The sequence below is a fragment of the Roseibium sp. genome (assembly GCF_048261595.1).
Classification (GTDB): domain Bacteria; phylum Pseudomonadota; class Alphaproteobacteria; order Rhizobiales; family Stappiaceae; genus Roseibium.
The window spans coordinates 569,754-586,309 of the sequence record NZ_JBLXFW010000001.1; the positions used below are offsets into that span (position 1 = coordinate 569,754).

The window sequence follows — 16,556 nt, forward strand, 5'->3', positions numbered from 1 at the left end:
CTTGCTCGCGTCGTCCGCACACGGGGCGTGGTAGCACCCGTCTTTGCACCGATACAGCACCATCTCGAAGAACTGCGCCGGCCTGCCTGAAAACAGAAGGCCTTCGGGCCAATCGGACGGGGACAATCTGGAATGTGAGGGCCTATCGCGCTTGCAGCATGTTGCCCTTCTCATGAGCGCGTAGGACTATCGCGAAATCGGCAACGGCACTCGGGAAAAGCAATGCTCACGGTCAACGGTCTCAACAGTGCAGAGGTTTGGGACCACGAGAACGCGTTCTACTGGTTCTCCGACGCCACCCGGATGGGGAAACTGCTTGCCCAATACGAACTCTATTGCAGGATCGTTGAGCTGCCGGGCGACATTTTCGAGCTCGGTGTGTTCAAGGGGGCTTCGCTCATCAGGTTTGCCCAGTTCCGCAGCTTTCTGGAAACGGCGACATCCAGAAAAATCGTGGGCTTCGATGTTTTCGGGAAGTTCCCGGCCGAGGGGCTGAGCAATCCCAACGACCATGCCTTTATCAAGCGCTTTGAGGCGGGCGTCGGCGATGGTCTCGCGCGCGACCAGCTTGCCAAGATTCTCAAATTCAAGGGTCTTGACCAGAACACCCGACTGATCGAGGGCGATGTTCTTGCTACCGTCCCCGCTTATCTGGAAGTTCAACCGCAAACACGCCTCGCCCTGCTGCATCTCGACATGGACGTGAAGGAACCGACGGCGTTTGCTTTGGAACAGCTATGGGATCGGGTCGTCCCGGGTGGCCTTGTTGTCATTGACGACTACAACGCCGTCGAAGGGGCTACCCAGGCGGTCGACAGCTTCATCGAAAAGACCGGTCAAAGGCTGCAAAAACTGCGCTTCAACCACGCACCGGCATTCATCGTAAAAGAATAACAGCAACAACCGCCGCCCGGGGAAAACCTGGACGGCGGTGCATTTCAATCGAATTTGCTCTGACGGATCAGCCTACAAACGCCCGCTCGACAACGAATTCGGCAGGCTTGTTGTTGGCGCCTTCGTTAAGGCCTGCCTTTTCAAGCAACGCCTTGGTATCCTTGAGCATCTCCATGGAGCCGCAGATCATGCCGCGGTCGATCGCCGGATCGAGCGGCGGAACGCCGAGGTCGGTGAACAGCTTCCCGCTCTCGATCAGGTCGGTGATGCGGCCCTTGAACGGATAGTCCTCTCGGGTCACCGAGGTGTAGTGAACCAGCTTTTCCTGTGCCAGTTCACCGATCAGCGGATCGTTCTTCGTCTCCTCGACGAGATCCAGACCGTATTTCAGTTCGGCAACTTCACGACATGTATGCGTGACAATCACCTGGTCGAACTTCTCGTAGGTCTCCGGATCGCGGATCAGGCTGGCAAAAGGCGCCAGACCGGTACCGGTGGAGAACATGTAGACTCGCTTGCCCGGGATAAGGGCATCGTTGACGAGGGTGCCGGTCGGCTTCTTCTTCATCAAAACCGCGTCGCCCGGCTGGATCTTCTGAAGGTGCTGAGTCAGCGGACCATCCGGCACCTTGATTGAAAAGAACTCCAGCTCTTCGTCCCAGGACGGACTGGCGATGGAATAGGCGCGATAGAGCGGCTTGCCGTCGATCATCAGGCCGATCATGACGAATTCCCCGGAACGGAAGCGGAAGCTCGCCGGGCGGGTCATGCGGAACTTGAACAAGCGGTCCGTGTAGTGCTGAACCGATGTGACTTCCTGGACGAAGGCACCTGCGGGTGCGGCTGCTTCCAGGTCTGCTGCCTTGGCAAGGACGTTCATGTGCTTCGTTTTCCGTTCTCAATAAGCGCGATCAGGTCGAAGGAAGAATTCTCAGGCTCGGTTTCTATCACTGCCTGGGCATTGATATGAAGCAACCAGATGGCGGCAAAACGACCGAAACCAGAAAATTTGACCGAATGTTGCGGCCGAAGGCAACGCTTTTTCCGGCAGGGTGGCGTTTGGCTGCCCTGTCACCAAAGACGATTCAGGATCGCAGGTCGCGCGCTGGATTCCTCGACATCGGCTTTTGGCGGCTTTTCCGCTCCGGGGCAAGCCCGCGAAGAACGCACTGCAGCAAATATATGCAGCGCAGCACAAGAAAACGCAAACACTATACGCACTCTAAGCCACCGATTGTTTGACAAACGGAGATTCCCCAAGCAACCTTGAAGCAACAAGAGAAGATAAGCTTGCCAGACACTTCACGGGAATGGACGCGATGTCGAACAGCAATCAGTATTCGGAAGGCAAAAGAATAGCTTTTGTCCTGTTCGACCGCTTCTCAATGATAGCATTCTCATCAGTGATCGAGCCGCTGCGGTTAGCAAATCGCCTTTTGGGGTCAGAATATTACGTTTGGTCAACTTACTCCATAGACGGGAATCCTGTCTGCGCCAGCAATGGAGTTTCCGTCGGTGCGGATTATTCTATTTCTGATCTAGGCGACGCTGATGTAACTCTTTTGTGCTCCGGCATTGACGTCGAACGCCTTCCGCTGAGTGCGGAGCTCGGAAAGCGCCTGAGAAAGCTCAACGCCATGGGACGGACCTATGGCGCTGTCTGCACCGGCGCCTATCTTCTGGCGCGCTATAACCTCCTGGATGGCCGTCGCTGCACCATTCACTGGGAGAACCTGCGTTCCCTGGCCGAAGAGTTTCCGGATATCGAAGTCAGCCAGGACATATTCACGATCGACCGCAACTGCATCACGAGTGCGGGTGGAATGGCCGCCCTCGACATGATGCTGCGCCTGATCGCGATCCAACATGGCGCGGCCCTGGCGCACGACATTGCCGAGGTTTCGCTCTACCAGAACATCCGTACCGGTGAGAGCGTTCAGCGCCATGACGCAGAAGCAAGGACCGGTATTGCCAACATCAAGATCCTTGATGCCGTGCGGATCATGGACCTCCACATCGAGGACCCCTTGAGCTGCCAGCAACTGGCACTGACGGTAAACCTGTCTCCGCGCCAGCTCGAACGGCTGTTCCGCCGGCATTTCAACTGCACTCCGGGCCAGTATTACCTGCGCCTGCGGCTCGAAACGGCACGCGACCTTCTTCGCCGCACCGGCCGTCCGGTCCTTGACGTTGCCATTGCCTGTGGCTTCGCATCAACGTCACACTTCACCAAGTGCTACCGTGAGCGGTATGGATGCACGCCGACGGAAGAACGGCGAACGTACCAGTGGGGTGCAGTTCCGGAACCTGTCCAGGACATGGCGCAGCCGGCAGTGATCTGACGCGCCTTGCCCGGGGCGTTCTGCAAGAGGCCGGTTCAACCGAGAAGCAGCACCCGCACGACGATGAAAAGACCGAGCGCGAGAATGCCGCAGTAGAACAAGGTGCGGAACAAGGCCTCGGACAGCCGCTTGCGAATAGCCTGACCACAGAAGAACCCGGCAATCGCCGGCACGGTCGCTGCCGCGGACATCATCCCCATCTCACCATCCATCAGCCCCGTACCCGACAGGCTTGCGCCAAGCGCGATGGTGGAGCCCAGAAACAGGAGGCCCATGGCCTGCACGAATGGATCTCGCGCCAGACCCAGGCTTTGCAGATAAATGACCCCCGGCACCGCATAGGAGCCGACCATTCCGGTGAGAATGCCGTTGATGCTTCCAAGCAAAATGCCGAAGGGCTTCTCGCGCGCGCTCGGTGTCTGGAAGGAAAAGCCGGAAAACCCCATCAGCGCGTAGATCACCAGTACCGCGCCAAGCAGCGCCGACATGAGCGACAGGTTTGCGTCCTTCAACACCAGTGTGCCGAGCCATACAGTGACCGTCGCGCAGACCAGAAACAACCAGATCCGCTTCAGAACGACGGCAAGGTGGCCGCCTGTAACCGCCTGAAGAAGGTTCGTGGTGAACGTCGGCACAAGCATCAGCGCCATGGCCGTCGGGAGATTGGTCGTCACCGTCATCAGGCTGAGCGCAACGGTCGGGAGGCCAAGGCCGATAATGCCTTTGACGAGACCTGCCAAGAAGAAGACACCAATAATGAGGGGAATGAGAATCGGACTGTCCATTGCCTCACACTAGACAGTTTCACGGGCACGTGGAAAGCATGCTTGCCGGTCCGATTTCGGGTTTTGCGATCGTCCCGTCGCCTGCTACCACTGACAGCATGACCGCCATCCGCCCCCCTTCCCTGCCCGTTCTGTCCAACACCACCGCCCGCCGCCTGTTCATGAAGCGGCACGGGTTGCTGGCAGCACCGAAGGGCACCGGCAAGGGCGCCGATCTTCTCGGCGTGATCGAGGATCTGGGCTTCGTTCAGGTCGACAGCATCAACACCGTTTCCCGCGCTCATCACATGATCCTGTCGTCACGGCGGAATGCCTATCGGGACAAGCACCTCAAACCCCTGCTCGAGACCGACAGGCACCTGTTCGAACACTGGACCCATGATGCCTCGGTGATCCCGACCCGCTTTTATCCGCACTGGAAGCTGAAGTTCCGGCGGGATGGCGAACGCCTGCGCGGTCGCTGGCGGAACTGGCAGGGCGAGAGCTTCGAGGAAAAATTCGAAGCGGTGCTGAACCGCATCGCCGCGCATGGGCCCGTCACGTCCGGAGAGGTCGGCGAAGACGAGGAACGCGCGAACGGTGGCTGGTGGGACTGGCATCCGTCCAAGACCGCGCTGGAATACCTGTGGCGCTCGGGCCAGCTCTCTGTCAGCGGCCGAAATGGCTTCCAGAAAGTCTACGATCTGACCGAGCGTGTAATTCCGGATCAACATCGCCATCATGAGCCCGACACGGACGAGACAGTCGACTGGGCCTGCAGCGAAGCGCTGAGCCGGCTGGGATTTGCCACCTCCGGCGAGATCGCCGCATTCTTCGACCTGATCACTCCGGCAGAAGCGAAGACATGGTGCGAAGCCAAATCCAGGAACGCCGCAATTGTCGAGGTTCTGGTCGAGGGTGCGGGCGGGCAGTCTCCCCGCAAGGCCTTCGCCTATCCCCGGACACTTGCGGAAGCACAAGACCTTGGAGCGCCTCCTTCGAGCCTGCGTATCCTGTCCCCCTTCGACCCTATGCTGCGCGACCGCAAACGCACCGAGCGACTGTTCGGCTTTCACTACCGAATTGAGGTATTCGTTCCCGAACCCAAGCGCAAATATGGCTACTATGTCTTTCCAGTGCTTGAGGGTGAGAAGCTGATCGGACGGATCGACATGAAGGCCCATCGCGCGGAAGACCGGCTGCATGTTACGGCGTTCTGGCCCGAACCCTCCATCCGAATGACCGCCGGCCGCCTTTCCAGGCTTGAAAGCGCGCTCACCCGGTCCGCCCGGCTTGCCGGCGTGTCCGCCATATCCTTCGCCGCGGACTGGCAACGTGCACCGCTCGACTGAAAAACAGGCTTCGGCTAGCGTCGCATTTGGACGCAGGCACGTCGCGCAACCGCATCCTGCTGCGCCGCACAGCTCTCTAGTGTATGACACTGAGCAAGAGCCCGCCTGAACGGCACAAGAGCAAGAAGATCACAACCGAGGTAGTTCCGAATGACCACCGACATCGAGATTGCCCGCGCTGCGAACATGCGCCCCATCGCGCAGATCGGCGAACGGCTTGGCATTCCGGAGGACGCTCTCATCCCCTATGGCAGGACCAAGGCCAAGCTGGATGGAGCCTTCCTGTCGACCCTTTCCGAACGACCGAACGGCAAGCTTGTTCTTGTGACGGCAATCAATCCGACGCCCGCCGGCGAAGGCAAAACCACCACCACTGTCGGTCTGGGAGACGGCCTCAACCGGATCGGCAAGAAGGCCGCCATCTGCCTGCGCGAGCCGTCGCTCGGTCCCTGCTTCGGCATGAAGGGCGGGGCTGCGGGCGGCGGCAAGGCCCAGGTCGTGCCGATGGAGGACATCAACCTCCATTTCACGGGTGACTTCCACGCGATCACCTCGGCGCACAATCTGCTGGCCGCGATGATCGACAACCATATCTACTGGGGCAACAAGCTGGATATCGATCCACGCCGGATTACATGGCGCCGGGTCATGGACATGAACGACCGAGCGCTGCGCTCGATCGTCTGTTCCCTCGGCGGGGTGTCGAACGGGTTCCCCCGTGAAGGCGGTTTCGACATCACCGTCGCCTCGGAAATCATGGCCATCCTCTGCCTGGCGACGGATCTTGACGACCTGCAAAAGCGTCTCGGCGACATCATCATCGGCTACCGGCGCGACAAGACCGCCGTCACCGCGCGCGAGCTTGAAGCCGACGGCGCGATGACCGTCCTTCTCAAGGAGGCAATCCAGCCGAACCTGGTCCAGACATTGGAGAACAATCCGGCCTTCGTTCACGGCGGCCCGTTTGCCAATATCGCCCATGGCTGCAACTCCGTCGTGGCGACGACGTCCGCCCTGAAGCTGGCCGATTATGTCGTCACCGAAGCCGGATTTGGCGCCGACCTTGGCGCGGAGAAATTTTTCGACATCAAGTGCCGCAAGGCCGGCCTTGCGCCTGATGCCGTCGTGATCGTCGCGACGATCCGCGCCCTGAAGATGAATGGCGATGTCGCAAAGGAGAACCTCGGCACGGAGAATGTCGGAGCGGTCATCAAGGGCTGCGAGAACCTCGGCCGTCACATTGAGAACGTCAAGCAGTTCGGCGTGCCTGCTGTCGTCGCGATCAACCACTTCACCTCCGACACGGTTGCCGAAGTCGCTGCCGTGAAGCAGTTCTGCGCCGATCATGGGGTGGAAGCCATTCTCGCAACCCACTGGGCTGACGGCTCGAAAGGGACCGAAGCTCTGGCCCTCAAGGTCGTCGAGATGGCAGAAAGCGGGCAGGCACAATTCGCCCCGCTCTATGACGACCACCTGTCGCTCTTTGCCAAGATCGAGCAGGTTGCAAAGCGGATTTACCGGGCGAACGAAGTGTTGGCGGACAAGTCGGTCCGTGACCAACTGCACAGCTGGGAAGCACAGGGCTTCGGCCATCTTCCAGTTTGCATGGCAAAGACCCAATACTCCTTCTCGACCGATCCGGACCTGCGCGGTGCCCCGACCGGGCACAGTGTTCCGGTTCGCGAGGTGCGTCTGTCCGCCGGTGCCGGCTTCATCGTCGTGATCTGCGGTCAGATCATGACAATGCCCGGCCTGCCGAGCGTCCCCTCCGCCACGCGGATCGGGCTGGACGACCGAGGTCAGATCGAGGGCTTGTTCTGACAAGCCCCTCCTGCCCCTGACCTTTTCGCTCTGAGGGAGATGCCCTTGTCGCAGGTGCGACTTGGCGCGTCGCATTGGTGATATCCGCGTTCCAGCCCCGGTCTCAAAGTCGATGGAGACAGCGACTTTCAAGGGGTGCATACGCAGCCATGTCCGACGACGATATCGATCTTGCCGCCCTTGCCGACGATGAACTCGTCGAGCAGATGCACGATGACCTGTATGACGGCCTCGGCGAGGAAATCGTCGAAGCCGTCAACATCCTGCTGGGACGTGGCTGGGCGCCCTATGACATCCTGACCAAGGCATTGGTGGAAGGGATGCGCATCGTCGGCGTCGACTTCCGGGATGGCATCCTCTTCGTTCCGGAAGTCCTTTTGTCGGCCAACGCCATGAAGGCCGGAATGGGCATCCTCCGTCCGCTCCTCGCCGAGACCGGCGCTCCGAAGATGGGCAAGATGGTGATCGGCACGGTCAAGGGTGACATTCACGACATCGGCAAGAACCTGGTCTCCATGATGATGGAAGGGGCCGGCTTCGAGGTGATCGACATCGGGATCAACAACCCGGTCGAGAACTATCTGGCCGCGCTCGAGGAGCACAAGCCGGACATCCTCGGCATGTCGGCGCTCCTGACCACCACCATGCCCTACATGAAGGTCGTGATCGACACGATGGTCGAGAAAGGCATCCGGGACGACTACATCGTTCTTGTCGGCGGAGCGCCGCTGAACGAGGAATTCGGCATGGCCGTCGGTGCCGACGGCTACTGCCGTGACGCGGCTGTCGCGGTCGAAACCGCCAAGGAGCTGATGTTGCGCAAGCACAATCAGCTGGCCGAAACGGCCTGAACCGCAATGCGCCGGGGCGCTAACTTGCGAAGGCGGTCGCCGCGGGCGTCAAATCCCGCCGGCTTTCCGGCTCGTGCCTTGCCGGGAAATCCGGACAATGTGCTGGTGATCGCCTGCGGCGCGCTTGCACGTGAAATCCTTGCCATCTGCAGCGCGAATGGCCTCGGCCACATCGAACTTAGATGCCTGCCGGCCCAACTGCACAATCAGCCCCGGAACATTCCGGACGCTGTGCGGAAGGTGATCGATGAGACCCGCGGAAGCTACGCAGACATTCTCGTTGCCTATGCCGATTGTGGCACAGGTGGCGCACTCGACAAGGTTCTGGCCGAAACCGGCGCAAGGCGGATTGCTGGCGCCCATTGCTATGCCTTCTTCGCCGGTCTCGAAACCTTCGACGACCTGGAAGCGGATCACCTGGGTACCTTCTACCTGACCGACTTTCTGGTCCGCCATTTCCGCACGATGGTAGTCGAGCCACTTGGTCTGGACCGCGCGCCGCAGCTACGGGATACCTATTTCGCCCACTATTCCAGAGTGCTTTACCTGGCCCAGACCGCGGACCCGGAGCTGGAGGCTGCCGCAAAAGATGCAGCGCGTGAACTGGGACTTGCGTTCGAGATGCGCCACACCGGCTTCGGCCTGATGACCGATTTTCTGGGTGACGCTCCAGAGCATGTCCCAACCTGATTTCACCGCACGGTCATGACGTCGCTTTTGGTCTTTGCGGTGACGCAAATTCCGTCTCCGTCCGACTGATCCGGCCGCAGTCTGGGGGCAGAAAGGAATCCTCCATGGCCCAGAAAATCATTGTCCTGTGGCGCGATATTCCGGCTCAGATCCTGATCCGGAAAGGGCGGAATTCCGCTCGCCGCGAATTGCCGGAACTGTTCATGCAGGCGATTGACTCCTGCGCGATGAAAGTGGGCGCGAAGGATAGCGAAGCCTATCTCGCCGAATGGCGGCGCGCAGAGGCCGTAGATGTCTCTGACGACCTGGAACTGGAGGCCGACGCGGCGCTCGCCGATTTGTTGGCAGCCTACCCGAAAGAGCGGGTCCTGGCGCTTGTCGCAACGGACGGCTGGATCACGGAGGACGCCGCATGACGCTGGCTGCAGTGCAACTCCCCCTGCCCGCCTCGACGGAAATGTCTCCCCGGCAGGTCATGGAGAAACCCGAGCTTCTCGATCTGATACCCGCCGGCACTCATGTCTACGTGACAGATCTCGGCAACGCGCCGGAGGACCAGATCGTCGCGGCGGCGGGAAGGTTGTCGTCCACCGGTCTCGTTCCAGTCCCGCACATGGCAGCGCGGCGATATCAGAGCCGCGAAGCGTTTGAACGCCGTATCCGCCGGCTTGTAGAGGAAGGCGGCGTTCGTGACGTGCTTGCCATCGCCGGAGAAACGGATGCGCCGGGCCCCCTGACATCTTCCGTCGCCTTGATCGAGACCGGCCTCTTCGATGAACTGGGGATTCGGAGCATCGGCGTCGCCGGTCATCCGGAAGGCGCTCCTGACATTCCTTCTGACGTCATTCGCCAGTTTCTACAGCGCAAACATGAGCTCTCGGCGCAGAGCGATGCCTCCTTCCACATCGTCACCCAGTTCGGCTTCGACCCGGTGCGCCTCAACCAGTGGCTGGACGAGTTGGCCTCATGGGGCAACCGGTTCCGGGTTCATGTCGGCATCGCCGGACCTGCCAAGATGACGACCCTCCTCAAGTATGCCGCCTTCGCGGGCGTCGAAAACTCCCTGAAATTTCTCAAGAAACGCGGCGGTTCTGTGGTGTCCCTGCTTTCCGGCTACGATCCGGAGACCATGGTCGGCCCGCTCGAAGCCCGTCTCCGGCGGGATCCCAGGACTCCGCTTGTCAAACTCCACGTCTATCCTTTTGGCGGCATCGCCAAGACATCCTCATGGCTGAACGAACGCGGCAGTTGGTCCTTTCGAGAGACCGGAGTGAGCGCCCCGCAAGCCCCTCAGGAGATCGCCCAATGACCCGTACCGTCGTCGCTTCCGCGACCAAGGAAATCATCATCGGCTTCGATCAGCCGTTCTGCGTCATCGGCGAGCGGATCAACCCGACCGGACGCAAGAAGCTCGCGGCCGAGATGATCGAGGACAATTTCGAGACCGTGGAAAAGGACGCACTCGCACAGGTCGCCGCGGGTGCCACCATGCTCGACGTCAATGCCGGCGTTACCGCCGTCAATCCCAACGAGACCGAGCCCCCCCTCTTGGTGAAGACACTGGAGATCGTGCAAAGGCTCGTCGACGTTCCCCTGTCCATCGATTCCTCGGTGACCGCCGCCATCGAGGCCGGGCTGAAGGTCGCCAAGGGACGTCCGCTGGTCAATTCCGTGACGGGTGAAGAGGAAAAGCTGGAAGCCATCCTGCCCCTGATCAAGAAATACGACGTGCCTGTGGTCGCGATCTCCAACGACGAGACGGGCATTTCGGAAGATCCGGACGTGAGGTTCGAGGTGGCGAGGAAGATCGTCCAACGCGCTGCGGACTACGGCATTCCTGCCCATGACATCGTCGTCGATCCGCTGGTCATGCCGATCGGGGCCATGGGCTCCGCCGGTGATCAGGTGTTCAAGCTGCTGCGCCGCCTGAAGGAAGAGCTGAAGGTCAACACGACCTGCGGCCTGTCCAACATCTCCTTCGGCCTGCCCCATCGCCATGGCATCAATTCGGCCTTCATTCCGATGGTGATCGCCTCGGGAATGACAAGCGCAATCATGAACCCCTGCCGCCCGCAGGAAATGGAAGCCGTTCGCGCCGCAAATGTGCTCGCCGGACATGATCCGAATTGCCAGGAATGGATCATGAGCTACCGCGATCACACGCCTGCAGCACCGGGCGTAACACCTAGCGCCGAAGCAACGGCTCCATCGTCCGGGCGGCGACGCGGTGGCCGTGCAGCCCGACGCGGTGCGGCATAGATGAACGAAAGTAAGGTCAAATCGTTTGTACCCTCCCGTCCCTCTCCCGCCTTGAGGGGGAGATGTCTCCGCAGGAGACAGAGGGGGGGACTGGTGCCCCACAGCTTACGCACGGCTCTGCGGCAAGACCGCTCCCCCCCTCTGTCGGCAAGAGCCGACATCTCCCCCTCCAAGGGGGAGACGGGAGTGTGTGGATATTTCTGCGATCTGAAGCACCGACGAAACTCCGGGTATCAAGGGCCGAGGCTCAACCATGTCTGAGCTGCGACAGACAGCCAAGGTCGTGTTCCAGCCAAGCGGACGGCGCGGAACCTTTGCGATCGGAACACCGCTGCTCGATGCGGCACGCTCGCTCGGTGTTTACGTGGAATCGGTCTGTGGCGGGCGCGGCATCTGCGGACGCTGTCAGGTTTCCGTATCCGAAGGGCAATTTGCCAAGGAAGCGCTGACCAGTGCGGCCAACCATCTGGACAGTGAAACCGATGCGGAACGCCGCTACCGCTCCTTGAGGTCTCTGGACCCCGCGCGCCGTCTGTCTTGTCAGGCAAAGATCCTGGGCGATCTGGTCGTGGACGTGCCTACCGAGGCCCAGACCAACCGGCAGGTCGTGCGCAAGCGCGCCGAAGCGCGCGCGATCGAGCCGAAACCTGCCATTTCACTGGTCACCGTGACGCTGGAAGAGCCGTCAATGGAAACGCCGCGCGGGGATGCAGACCGCCTGCGCGAGGCTGTCGCCGGGAAAATCGCGGCAGATCAAATCGCACTCGATCCAACCCTTCTTCCGCAGATCCAGACGATCTTGCGCAAGGGCAGCTGGACGGTGACCGCGGCCCTGCACCATGATGGACAACACCCCTCGGAAATCGTCGCTCTATGGCCTGGAAAGCATTCCAGAGCCTATGGCCTGGCGGTCGATATCGGGTCCACGACCATCGCCGCCCATCTGTGTGATCTGGCGACCGGACGCACGGTTTCTTCCGCGGGCACATCGAACCCACAGATCCGCTTCGGTGAAGACCTGATGTCTCGGGTCTCGTATGTCCAGATGAACCCCACGAAGCTGCCGGATCTGACGCGAACGGTTCGCGAGGCGATCAACGCCCTCGTCGGCAAACTGGTCGCGGATGTCGGGGCCGAGCGCGCGGACGTTCTGAATGCGGTCTTTGTCGGCAATCCGGTCATGCATCACCTGTTTCTCGGCATTGATCCGGTGGAACTGGGTGGCGCGCCCTTCGCCCTCGCCGTATCCGACGCTTTGCACCTGAAGGCCCGTGACCTCGCTCTGGAGCTGAACCCCGGTGCAACTGTCTACATGGTGCCCTGCATCGCCGGTCATGTCGGGGCGGACGCGGCCGCAGCTACGCTTTCGGAAGCACCGGGCAGATCCGAGGAAATCACCCTTCTGGTGGATGTCGGCACCAATGCCGAGATCATTCTGGGCAACAAGAACCGGCTGCTCGCTGCCAGTTCGCCCACGGGACCGGCGTTTGAAGGGGCGGAAATCTCCTCCGGGCAGCGGGCAGCGCCCGGGGCCATAGAGCGGATCCGGATAGACCGGGAAACGCTGGAACCGCGCTTCAAGGTGATTGGACTGGACGAGTGGTCCGACGAGAAAGGCTTTGCCGACAAGATAGATCAGGTCGGTGTCACCGGCATCTGCGGCTCCGGCATCATCGAGGCCGTTGCCGAGATGTATCTTTGCGGCCTCATCACGGAGGACGGCGTGATCAATGGCGCGATGATGGAGCGAACGCCCCGCATAGTCGCGAACGGCCGCACGTTTTCCTATGTCATCGCCTCGGAGGGTATCGATATATCGATCCTGCAGACCGATATCCGCGCGATCCAGCTGGCCAAGGCTGCACTCTATGCCGGGGTCAAGCTGTTGCAGGACAAGCTCGGGACGGACCGGATCGACCGGATCCGTCTGGCTGGCGCTTTCGGCAGCTATATCGACCCGACCTATGCCATGGTGCTGGGGCTCATTCCCGACTGCCCGCTTGAGGGGGTCGCTGGCGTCGGCAATGCAGCGGGAACCGGCGCGCGCATGGCCCTGCTGAACACCGACCATCGCCGGGAGGTGGAACGCACGGTGCGCGACATCGAGAAGATCGAAACCGCGCTGGAGCCTAAGTTCCAGGAGCATTTCGTCAATGCCATGGCATTGCCCAACAAGGTTGATCCCTTCCCCAACTTGCGCGCTGCCGTCGTCCTGCCTGAAAGTTCTGGCGGTGCGTCCGGCGGACCGGAGGGCGGCCGCCGCCGTCGGCGACGGGAGGGCCGCTAGGCGCAGATACACGAGCCACGGTCTTAATGGCCGCCGAAGGTTCCGCTGAGGATCTGGAACCCGGCGATTGCCACGCAGATCCCGGCACCGAACAGTCCGACCCAACGGTAGCGCTGGAGCTGTTGGTGCTCTGGCCGGCCGCCGAGGCAATAGAGGGACAGATTGACGAGCGCGAAGACCGAGAGCGTCACCAGGCTTGTCAGCTCTGCCAGACGGACCAGCGGAAATACGAGAGCGAGCGCTAGAATGACCACTGTTGTCGTCAGTGTCGCTCGTCCGGGTGTCCGGCGACGTTCTCCGACCTTGGCGAACCAGATCGGGGCCAAACCCTCGCCGGCCATGCCATAGAGAACCCGGCTGACCATGACGATCTGGACCAGAATTCCGTTGATCATGGCGATGGCTGCAGCAGCGGCAACCGGTTTGCCCGACAGCCCGCTCAGCTGTTCGAACAGGACCGCCATGGGCGCGGGAGAGCCGGTAATCGCGGCCCGGTCCGGGGCCAGCACGGCCAGCACCGATATCAGCACATAGATCAGAACCGTAATGGCCAGGGTCCAGTAGATCGCCCGCGGAACGGTCCGTTCCGGTTCCACGGTTTCTTCGGCCATGTTCTCAATGTCCTCAAAGCCGATGAAGGCGAAGAAGGCAATCACCGATCCCGACAGGATGCCGGCAAGAACGACCCCGTCCAATGAAGGGACGAAGGACGCCCCCACCCTTGGCAAGTCGGCGAGAAGCGGGGTCCCAAACAGGACGACAACCAGCAGGGTGCCGACTTCCATGATCGTGATCAGGGCCGCGAAGACGATGCTCTCACGCACGCCGAACCAGGCAATCAGCGAAAGTCCGCAGACAACCCCGACCAGCAGCAACTCCTGGGGCAACGGAACGAGCGCCTGCATATAGCCGGAAAAGGCCAGGGCGATGACGGCACTGGAAATCGTGCCGGTTGCCACGACGCCATATCCGACAATATGGCCGAACAGCCGGCCGAGCCCGCGATTGACGAAGACTGCCTCGCCGCCGGCACGCGGAAAACGCCTGATCAAAAGGGCATAGGAGACGCCGGTGATGCCGGCAATCAAGCCGGCAAGCAGGAACGATAGCGGCGCCTTGTCCCCGGCCAGGATGAGTATCTCGCCAATGAGAGCGAAGATCCCCGCGCCGACCGTGACCCCTACACCGTAGAACACAAGCCAGGGCAAGGTGAGCGAACGGCGAAGGGTTGCCCGGTCTGATCCAGTGTCTGTCATGGCAGCATTGAAGCCGACCGATGGCCTGCCTGTCGATGACAAAATCGATCGGCACCGGGCTCTGCGCCCGAAAGCAACGGGGTTTAGCGGTCGAAGTCGTCAAACTGCCACTGCCGCTGCTGGCGGATCTTCTCGCCGATCAGGCAGTCATAGGGCTTGGAGAATGTGATCTGCGCACGCCAGAGCTTCGGCTCGGCGGCGTAGTTGCCGATTTCCAGCACGAGCTTGCGCCGCACGGCTTCGGGAAACTGCGGCCAGTCATTGACGGGCAGGACGAAGCTTCCCGGTCCGCCGATGACGCAACGCCGGTAATATTCGTCAAGGTCATCAATGTTGTACTGGGAGCCGAAGCCGCCTCTCGTCATCAAGGGCAAACCGTTGATGATAATGCCTTTTGCGACCGCCATGTCCCGTGCTTCGGTGACCGGCAAGCCCTGGTTGTTCGGTCCGTCGCCGGAGATGTCGATCACATGCCGTTCTGCCTGAAACGGCACTTCGTCAATCAGGTAGGCTCCCGCCTCGATCGCACCGGAGATCGACGTGCGCCGCGCGCCGACACTACTGCCTTCGAGCAGTTTCGCGGCAACCGCCTTCGCATCCGCGGCGGTTTCGATGATGGTCCAGTCGATGATCTGGGCAAAGTGGGAATTTCCCGCCCATTCAAAGAAGGTCACGCCGATCCGGCCGTAAACGCCCTGCCCGATCGCACGCAAGACCTCCGGGCTGGCGATTGCCGCGGCATAGCCTTGCCGCTGGATGCGCAGCTCTTCGTAGGACATGGATCTGGAGACGTCGACCGCCAGAACCAGCGCAACGTCTACCTTCTCCTGGGCCTTGGCTGGAACGAGCCACGCAAGAGCCAGGCAGATTTGGATGGTCAGGAAGCGGCAAAGACCATGCATCTTCATGGCCACAGGATATCGCAAAAATCCTGCACGCCAAGAGGCGCCAATCCCGTTCCGATCAAGCTGTCGTTACGGCTGCACGGCCTTCCGGGCACCACCTCAGGCCGAGCGTTCACGCCGCCGCCGGCCACCCCGCCCGTCGGCGGAAGCATTGCTTGGCGGTGAAACGAGAGGACCGATCCGCTCGATCACGTTTTCGGTCGTTGGCCGCGTCTGTTTCTCATGGAAATCCAGGGCACTGCGCATGGCGGCAAGGTGCTGCGCCGAAGTCCCGCAGCAGCCGCCGATGATGCGGGCCCCCGCATCCACCGCAAGGCGCGTGTAGTCCGCCATAAGCTCCGGCGTTCCCGAATAGATGAGGTCCTTGCCCTTCACCTGCGGAATGCCGCAATTGCCCTTGGCGACAACAATCGCATTGGGATCGGCCTGGGTGATTTCGAGGATCGCCACGAGAAGGTCCGAAGCTCCGACGCCGCAATTGGACCCGATGGCGACCGGCGTGCAGGCAAATTCCCCCTGGAGATCGGCAAGTCCTTTCGGCGGCAGTCCCATCATCGTCCGGCCTGCGGTATCGAAGCTGGCGGTGATGACCAACGGCACGCCCCTGCCGCGTGCGGCTTCGCTCGCGGCTTTCATCTCTTCAACCGCCGACATGGTCTCGACCCAGAGGATATCGACACCGGCCTCGACCATGGCGTCGATCTGCTCTTCAAAGGCCTCGACGGCCTCCTGGTAGGTCAGCTTGCCCAGAGGCTCGAACAACTCACCTGTCGGTCCGATTGAGCCGGCAACAAGCACCTCGCGGCCGCTTTGTTCGACAGCTTTTCGTGCGAGCGCCACGCCGGCCATGTTGAGTTCGCGCACCCTGTGCTCGTCATTGCTGAGCTTCAAACGATGCCGGTTGCCACCGAAGGTGTTGGTCAGGATGATGTCCGCGCCTGCATCCAGAAAGCCCTTGTGCATGGCAAGGATCTTGTCGGGCTCGTCGACGTTCCACAGTTCCGGCGCATCGCCCGACTGCAACCCCATGCCGAAGAGCGTTGTCCCGGTCGCTCCGTCCGCGAGAAGAACACCTTTTTCCGCGAGAAGCTTGTCGAACTTGGTCATTCCAGTCGGTCTTTCTTGTCACTACTCA

General features: G+C 61.0%; 15 protein-coding genes. 10 read left to right on the forward strand and 5 right to left on the reverse strand.

Annotated elements, in window-relative coordinates:
* Nucleotides 1–222 precede the first annotated feature (222 nt).
* Nucleotides 223–894: a TylF/MycF/NovP-related O-methyltransferase gene (locus ACN0SY_RS02510; protein ID WP_417684181.1), complete on the forward strand. Its 672-nt coding sequence runs from the start codon at nt 223–225 to the stop codon at nt 892–894.
* Nucleotides 895–961: 67 nt separating this feature from the next.
* Here the strand turns inward: ACN0SY_RS02510 and ACN0SY_RS02515 are convergent, their stop codons facing one another.
* Entirely contained in the window at nt 962–1,774 is an 813-nt protein-coding gene (locus ACN0SY_RS02515; RefSeq protein WP_417684182.1) for a ferredoxin--NADP reductase, read from the reverse strand.
* 439 nt (nt 1,775–2,213) lie between these two features.
* On the opposite strand from ACN0SY_RS02515, the gene ACN0SY_RS02520 reads away from it, so the two are divergent.
* A complete protein-coding gene (locus ACN0SY_RS02520) occupies nt 2,214–3,236 on the forward strand; it encodes a GlxA family transcriptional regulator (protein ID WP_417684183.1) in 1,023 nt (340 codons plus the stop codon).
* 35 nt (nt 3,237–3,271) lie between these two features.
* Here the strand turns inward: ACN0SY_RS02520 and ACN0SY_RS02525 are convergent, their stop codons facing one another.
* A complete protein-coding gene (locus tag ACN0SY_RS02525) occupies nt 3,272–4,021 on the reverse strand; it encodes a sulfite exporter TauE/SafE family protein (RefSeq protein WP_417684184.1) in 750 nt (249 codons plus the stop codon).
* Nucleotides 4,022–4,119: 98 nt separating this feature from the next.
* Between ACN0SY_RS02525 and ACN0SY_RS02530 the strand changes: the two genes are divergently transcribed.
* From ACN0SY_RS02530 to ACN0SY_RS02565, 8 genes are all read left to right on the forward strand, one after another.
* The gene (locus ACN0SY_RS02530) at nt 4,120–5,352 is read left to right on the forward strand and encodes a winged helix-turn-helix domain-containing protein (RefSeq protein WP_417685851.1); all 1,233 of its coding nucleotides are present in this window, start codon (nt 4,120–4,122) and stop codon (nt 5,350–5,352) included.
* Between the two features lie 150 nt (nt 5,353–5,502).
* Nucleotides 5,503–7,173, forward strand: coding sequence for a formate--tetrahydrofolate ligase (locus tag ACN0SY_RS02535; RefSeq protein ID WP_417684185.1), 1,671 nt, complete (start codon nt 5,503–5,505; stop codon nt 7,171–7,173).
* A gap of 149 nt (nt 7,174–7,322) precedes the next feature.
* Nucleotides 7,323–8,024: a corrinoid protein gene (locus tag ACN0SY_RS02540; protein WP_417684186.1), complete on the forward strand. Its 702-nt coding sequence runs from the start codon at nt 7,323–7,325 to the stop codon at nt 8,022–8,024.
* 78 nt (nt 8,025–8,102) lie between these two features.
* A complete protein-coding gene (locus ACN0SY_RS02545) occupies nt 8,103–8,714 on the forward strand; it encodes a DUF1638 domain-containing protein (protein ID WP_417684187.1) in 612 nt (203 codons plus the stop codon).
* A gap of 104 nt (nt 8,715–8,818) precedes the next feature.
* A complete protein-coding gene (locus ACN0SY_RS02550) occupies nt 8,819–9,130 on the forward strand; it encodes a virulence factor (protein ID WP_417684188.1) in 312 nt (103 codons plus the stop codon).
* Entirely contained in the window at nt 9,127–10,023 is an 897-nt protein-coding gene (locus tag ACN0SY_RS02555) for a methylenetetrahydrofolate reductase (protein ID WP_417684189.1), read from the forward strand. Before ACN0SY_RS02550 ends, ACN0SY_RS02555 begins: the two co-directional genes overlap by 4 nt.
* Complete coding sequence (locus tag ACN0SY_RS02560; protein ID WP_417684190.1) at nt 10,020–10,973, forward strand: methyltetrahydrofolate cobalamin methyltransferase; 954 nt, start codon at nt 10,020–10,022, stop codon at nt 10,971–10,973. The genes ACN0SY_RS02555 and ACN0SY_RS02560 overlap by 4 nt, the downstream gene beginning before the upstream one ends.
* 253 nt (nt 10,974–11,226) lie before the next feature.
* A complete protein-coding gene (locus ACN0SY_RS02565; protein ID WP_417684191.1) occupies nt 11,227–13,260 on the forward strand; it encodes an ASKHA domain-containing protein in 2,034 nt (677 codons plus the stop codon).
* A 23-nt stretch (nt 13,261–13,283) separates the two neighbouring features.
* On the opposite strand, the gene ACN0SY_RS02570 is transcribed toward ACN0SY_RS02565, so the two are convergent.
* The 3 genes from ACN0SY_RS02570 to bmt all read right to left on the reverse strand — a co-directional run bounded on the left by ACN0SY_RS02570 (nt 13,284) and on the right by bmt (nt 16,528).
* Nucleotides 13,284–14,516, reverse strand: a complete 1,233-nt coding sequence (locus ACN0SY_RS02570; RefSeq protein ID WP_417684192.1) for an APC family permease — start codon at nt 14,514–14,516, stop codon at nt 13,284–13,286.
* Between the two features lie 83 nt (nt 14,517–14,599).
* On the reverse strand, nt 14,600–15,424 hold the full coding sequence (locus ACN0SY_RS02575; RefSeq protein ID WP_417684193.1) for a DUF1194 domain-containing protein: 825 nt from the start codon (nt 15,422–15,424) through the stop codon (nt 14,600–14,602).
* Between the two features lie 96 nt (nt 15,425–15,520).
* The gene (gene bmt / locus ACN0SY_RS02580) at nt 15,521–16,528 is read right to left on the reverse strand and encodes a betaine--homocysteine S-methyltransferase (RefSeq protein WP_417684194.1); all 1,008 of its coding nucleotides are present in this window, start codon (nt 16,526–16,528) and stop codon (nt 15,521–15,523) included.
* Nucleotides 16,529–16,556: the final 28 nt, after the last annotated feature.

Coding starts and splice junctions, on each gene's coding strand:
- ACN0SY_RS02510 (WP_417684181.1), top strand. CDS start 223: ATGCTCACGGTCAACGGTCTCAACAGTGCAGAGGTTTGGGACCACGAG.
- ACN0SY_RS02515 (WP_417684182.1), bottom strand. CDS start 1,774: ATGAACGTCCTTGCCAAGGCAGCAGACCTGGAAGCAGCCGCACCCGCA.
- ACN0SY_RS02520 (WP_417684183.1), top strand. CDS start 2,214: ATGTCGAACAGCAATCAGTATTCGGAAGGCAAAAGAATAGCTTTTGTC.
- ACN0SY_RS02525 (WP_417684184.1), bottom strand. CDS start 4,021: ATGGACAGTCCGATTCTCATTCCCCTCATTATTGGTGTCTTCTTCTTG.
- ACN0SY_RS02530 (WP_417685851.1), top strand. CDS start 4,120: ATGACCGCCATCCGCCCCCCTTCCCTGCCCGTTCTGTCCAACACCACC.
- ACN0SY_RS02535 (WP_417684185.1), top strand. CDS start 5,503: ATGACCACCGACATCGAGATTGCCCGCGCTGCGAACATGCGCCCCATC.
- ACN0SY_RS02540 (WP_417684186.1), top strand. CDS start 7,323: ATGTCCGACGACGATATCGATCTTGCCGCCCTTGCCGACGATGAACTC.
- ACN0SY_RS02550 (WP_417684188.1), top strand. CDS start 8,819: ATGGCCCAGAAAATCATTGTCCTGTGGCGCGATATTCCGGCTCAGATC.
- ACN0SY_RS02555 (WP_417684189.1), top strand. CDS start 9,127: ATGACGCTGGCTGCAGTGCAACTCCCCCTGCCCGCCTCGACGGAAATG.
- ACN0SY_RS02560 (WP_417684190.1), top strand. CDS start 10,020: ATGACCCGTACCGTCGTCGCTTCCGCGACCAAGGAAATCATCATCGGC.
- ACN0SY_RS02565 (WP_417684191.1), top strand. CDS start 11,227: ATGTCTGAGCTGCGACAGACAGCCAAGGTCGTGTTCCAGCCAAGCGGA.
- ACN0SY_RS02570 (WP_417684192.1), bottom strand. CDS start 14,516: ATGACAGACACTGGATCAGACCGGGCAACCCTTCGCCGTTCGCTCACC.
- ACN0SY_RS02575 (WP_417684193.1), bottom strand. CDS start 15,424: ATGAAGATGCATGGTCTTTGCCGCTTCCTGACCATCCAAATCTGCCTG.
- bmt (WP_417684194.1), bottom strand. CDS start 16,528: ATGACCAAGTTCGACAAGCTTCTCGCGGAAAAAGGTGTTCTTCTCGCG.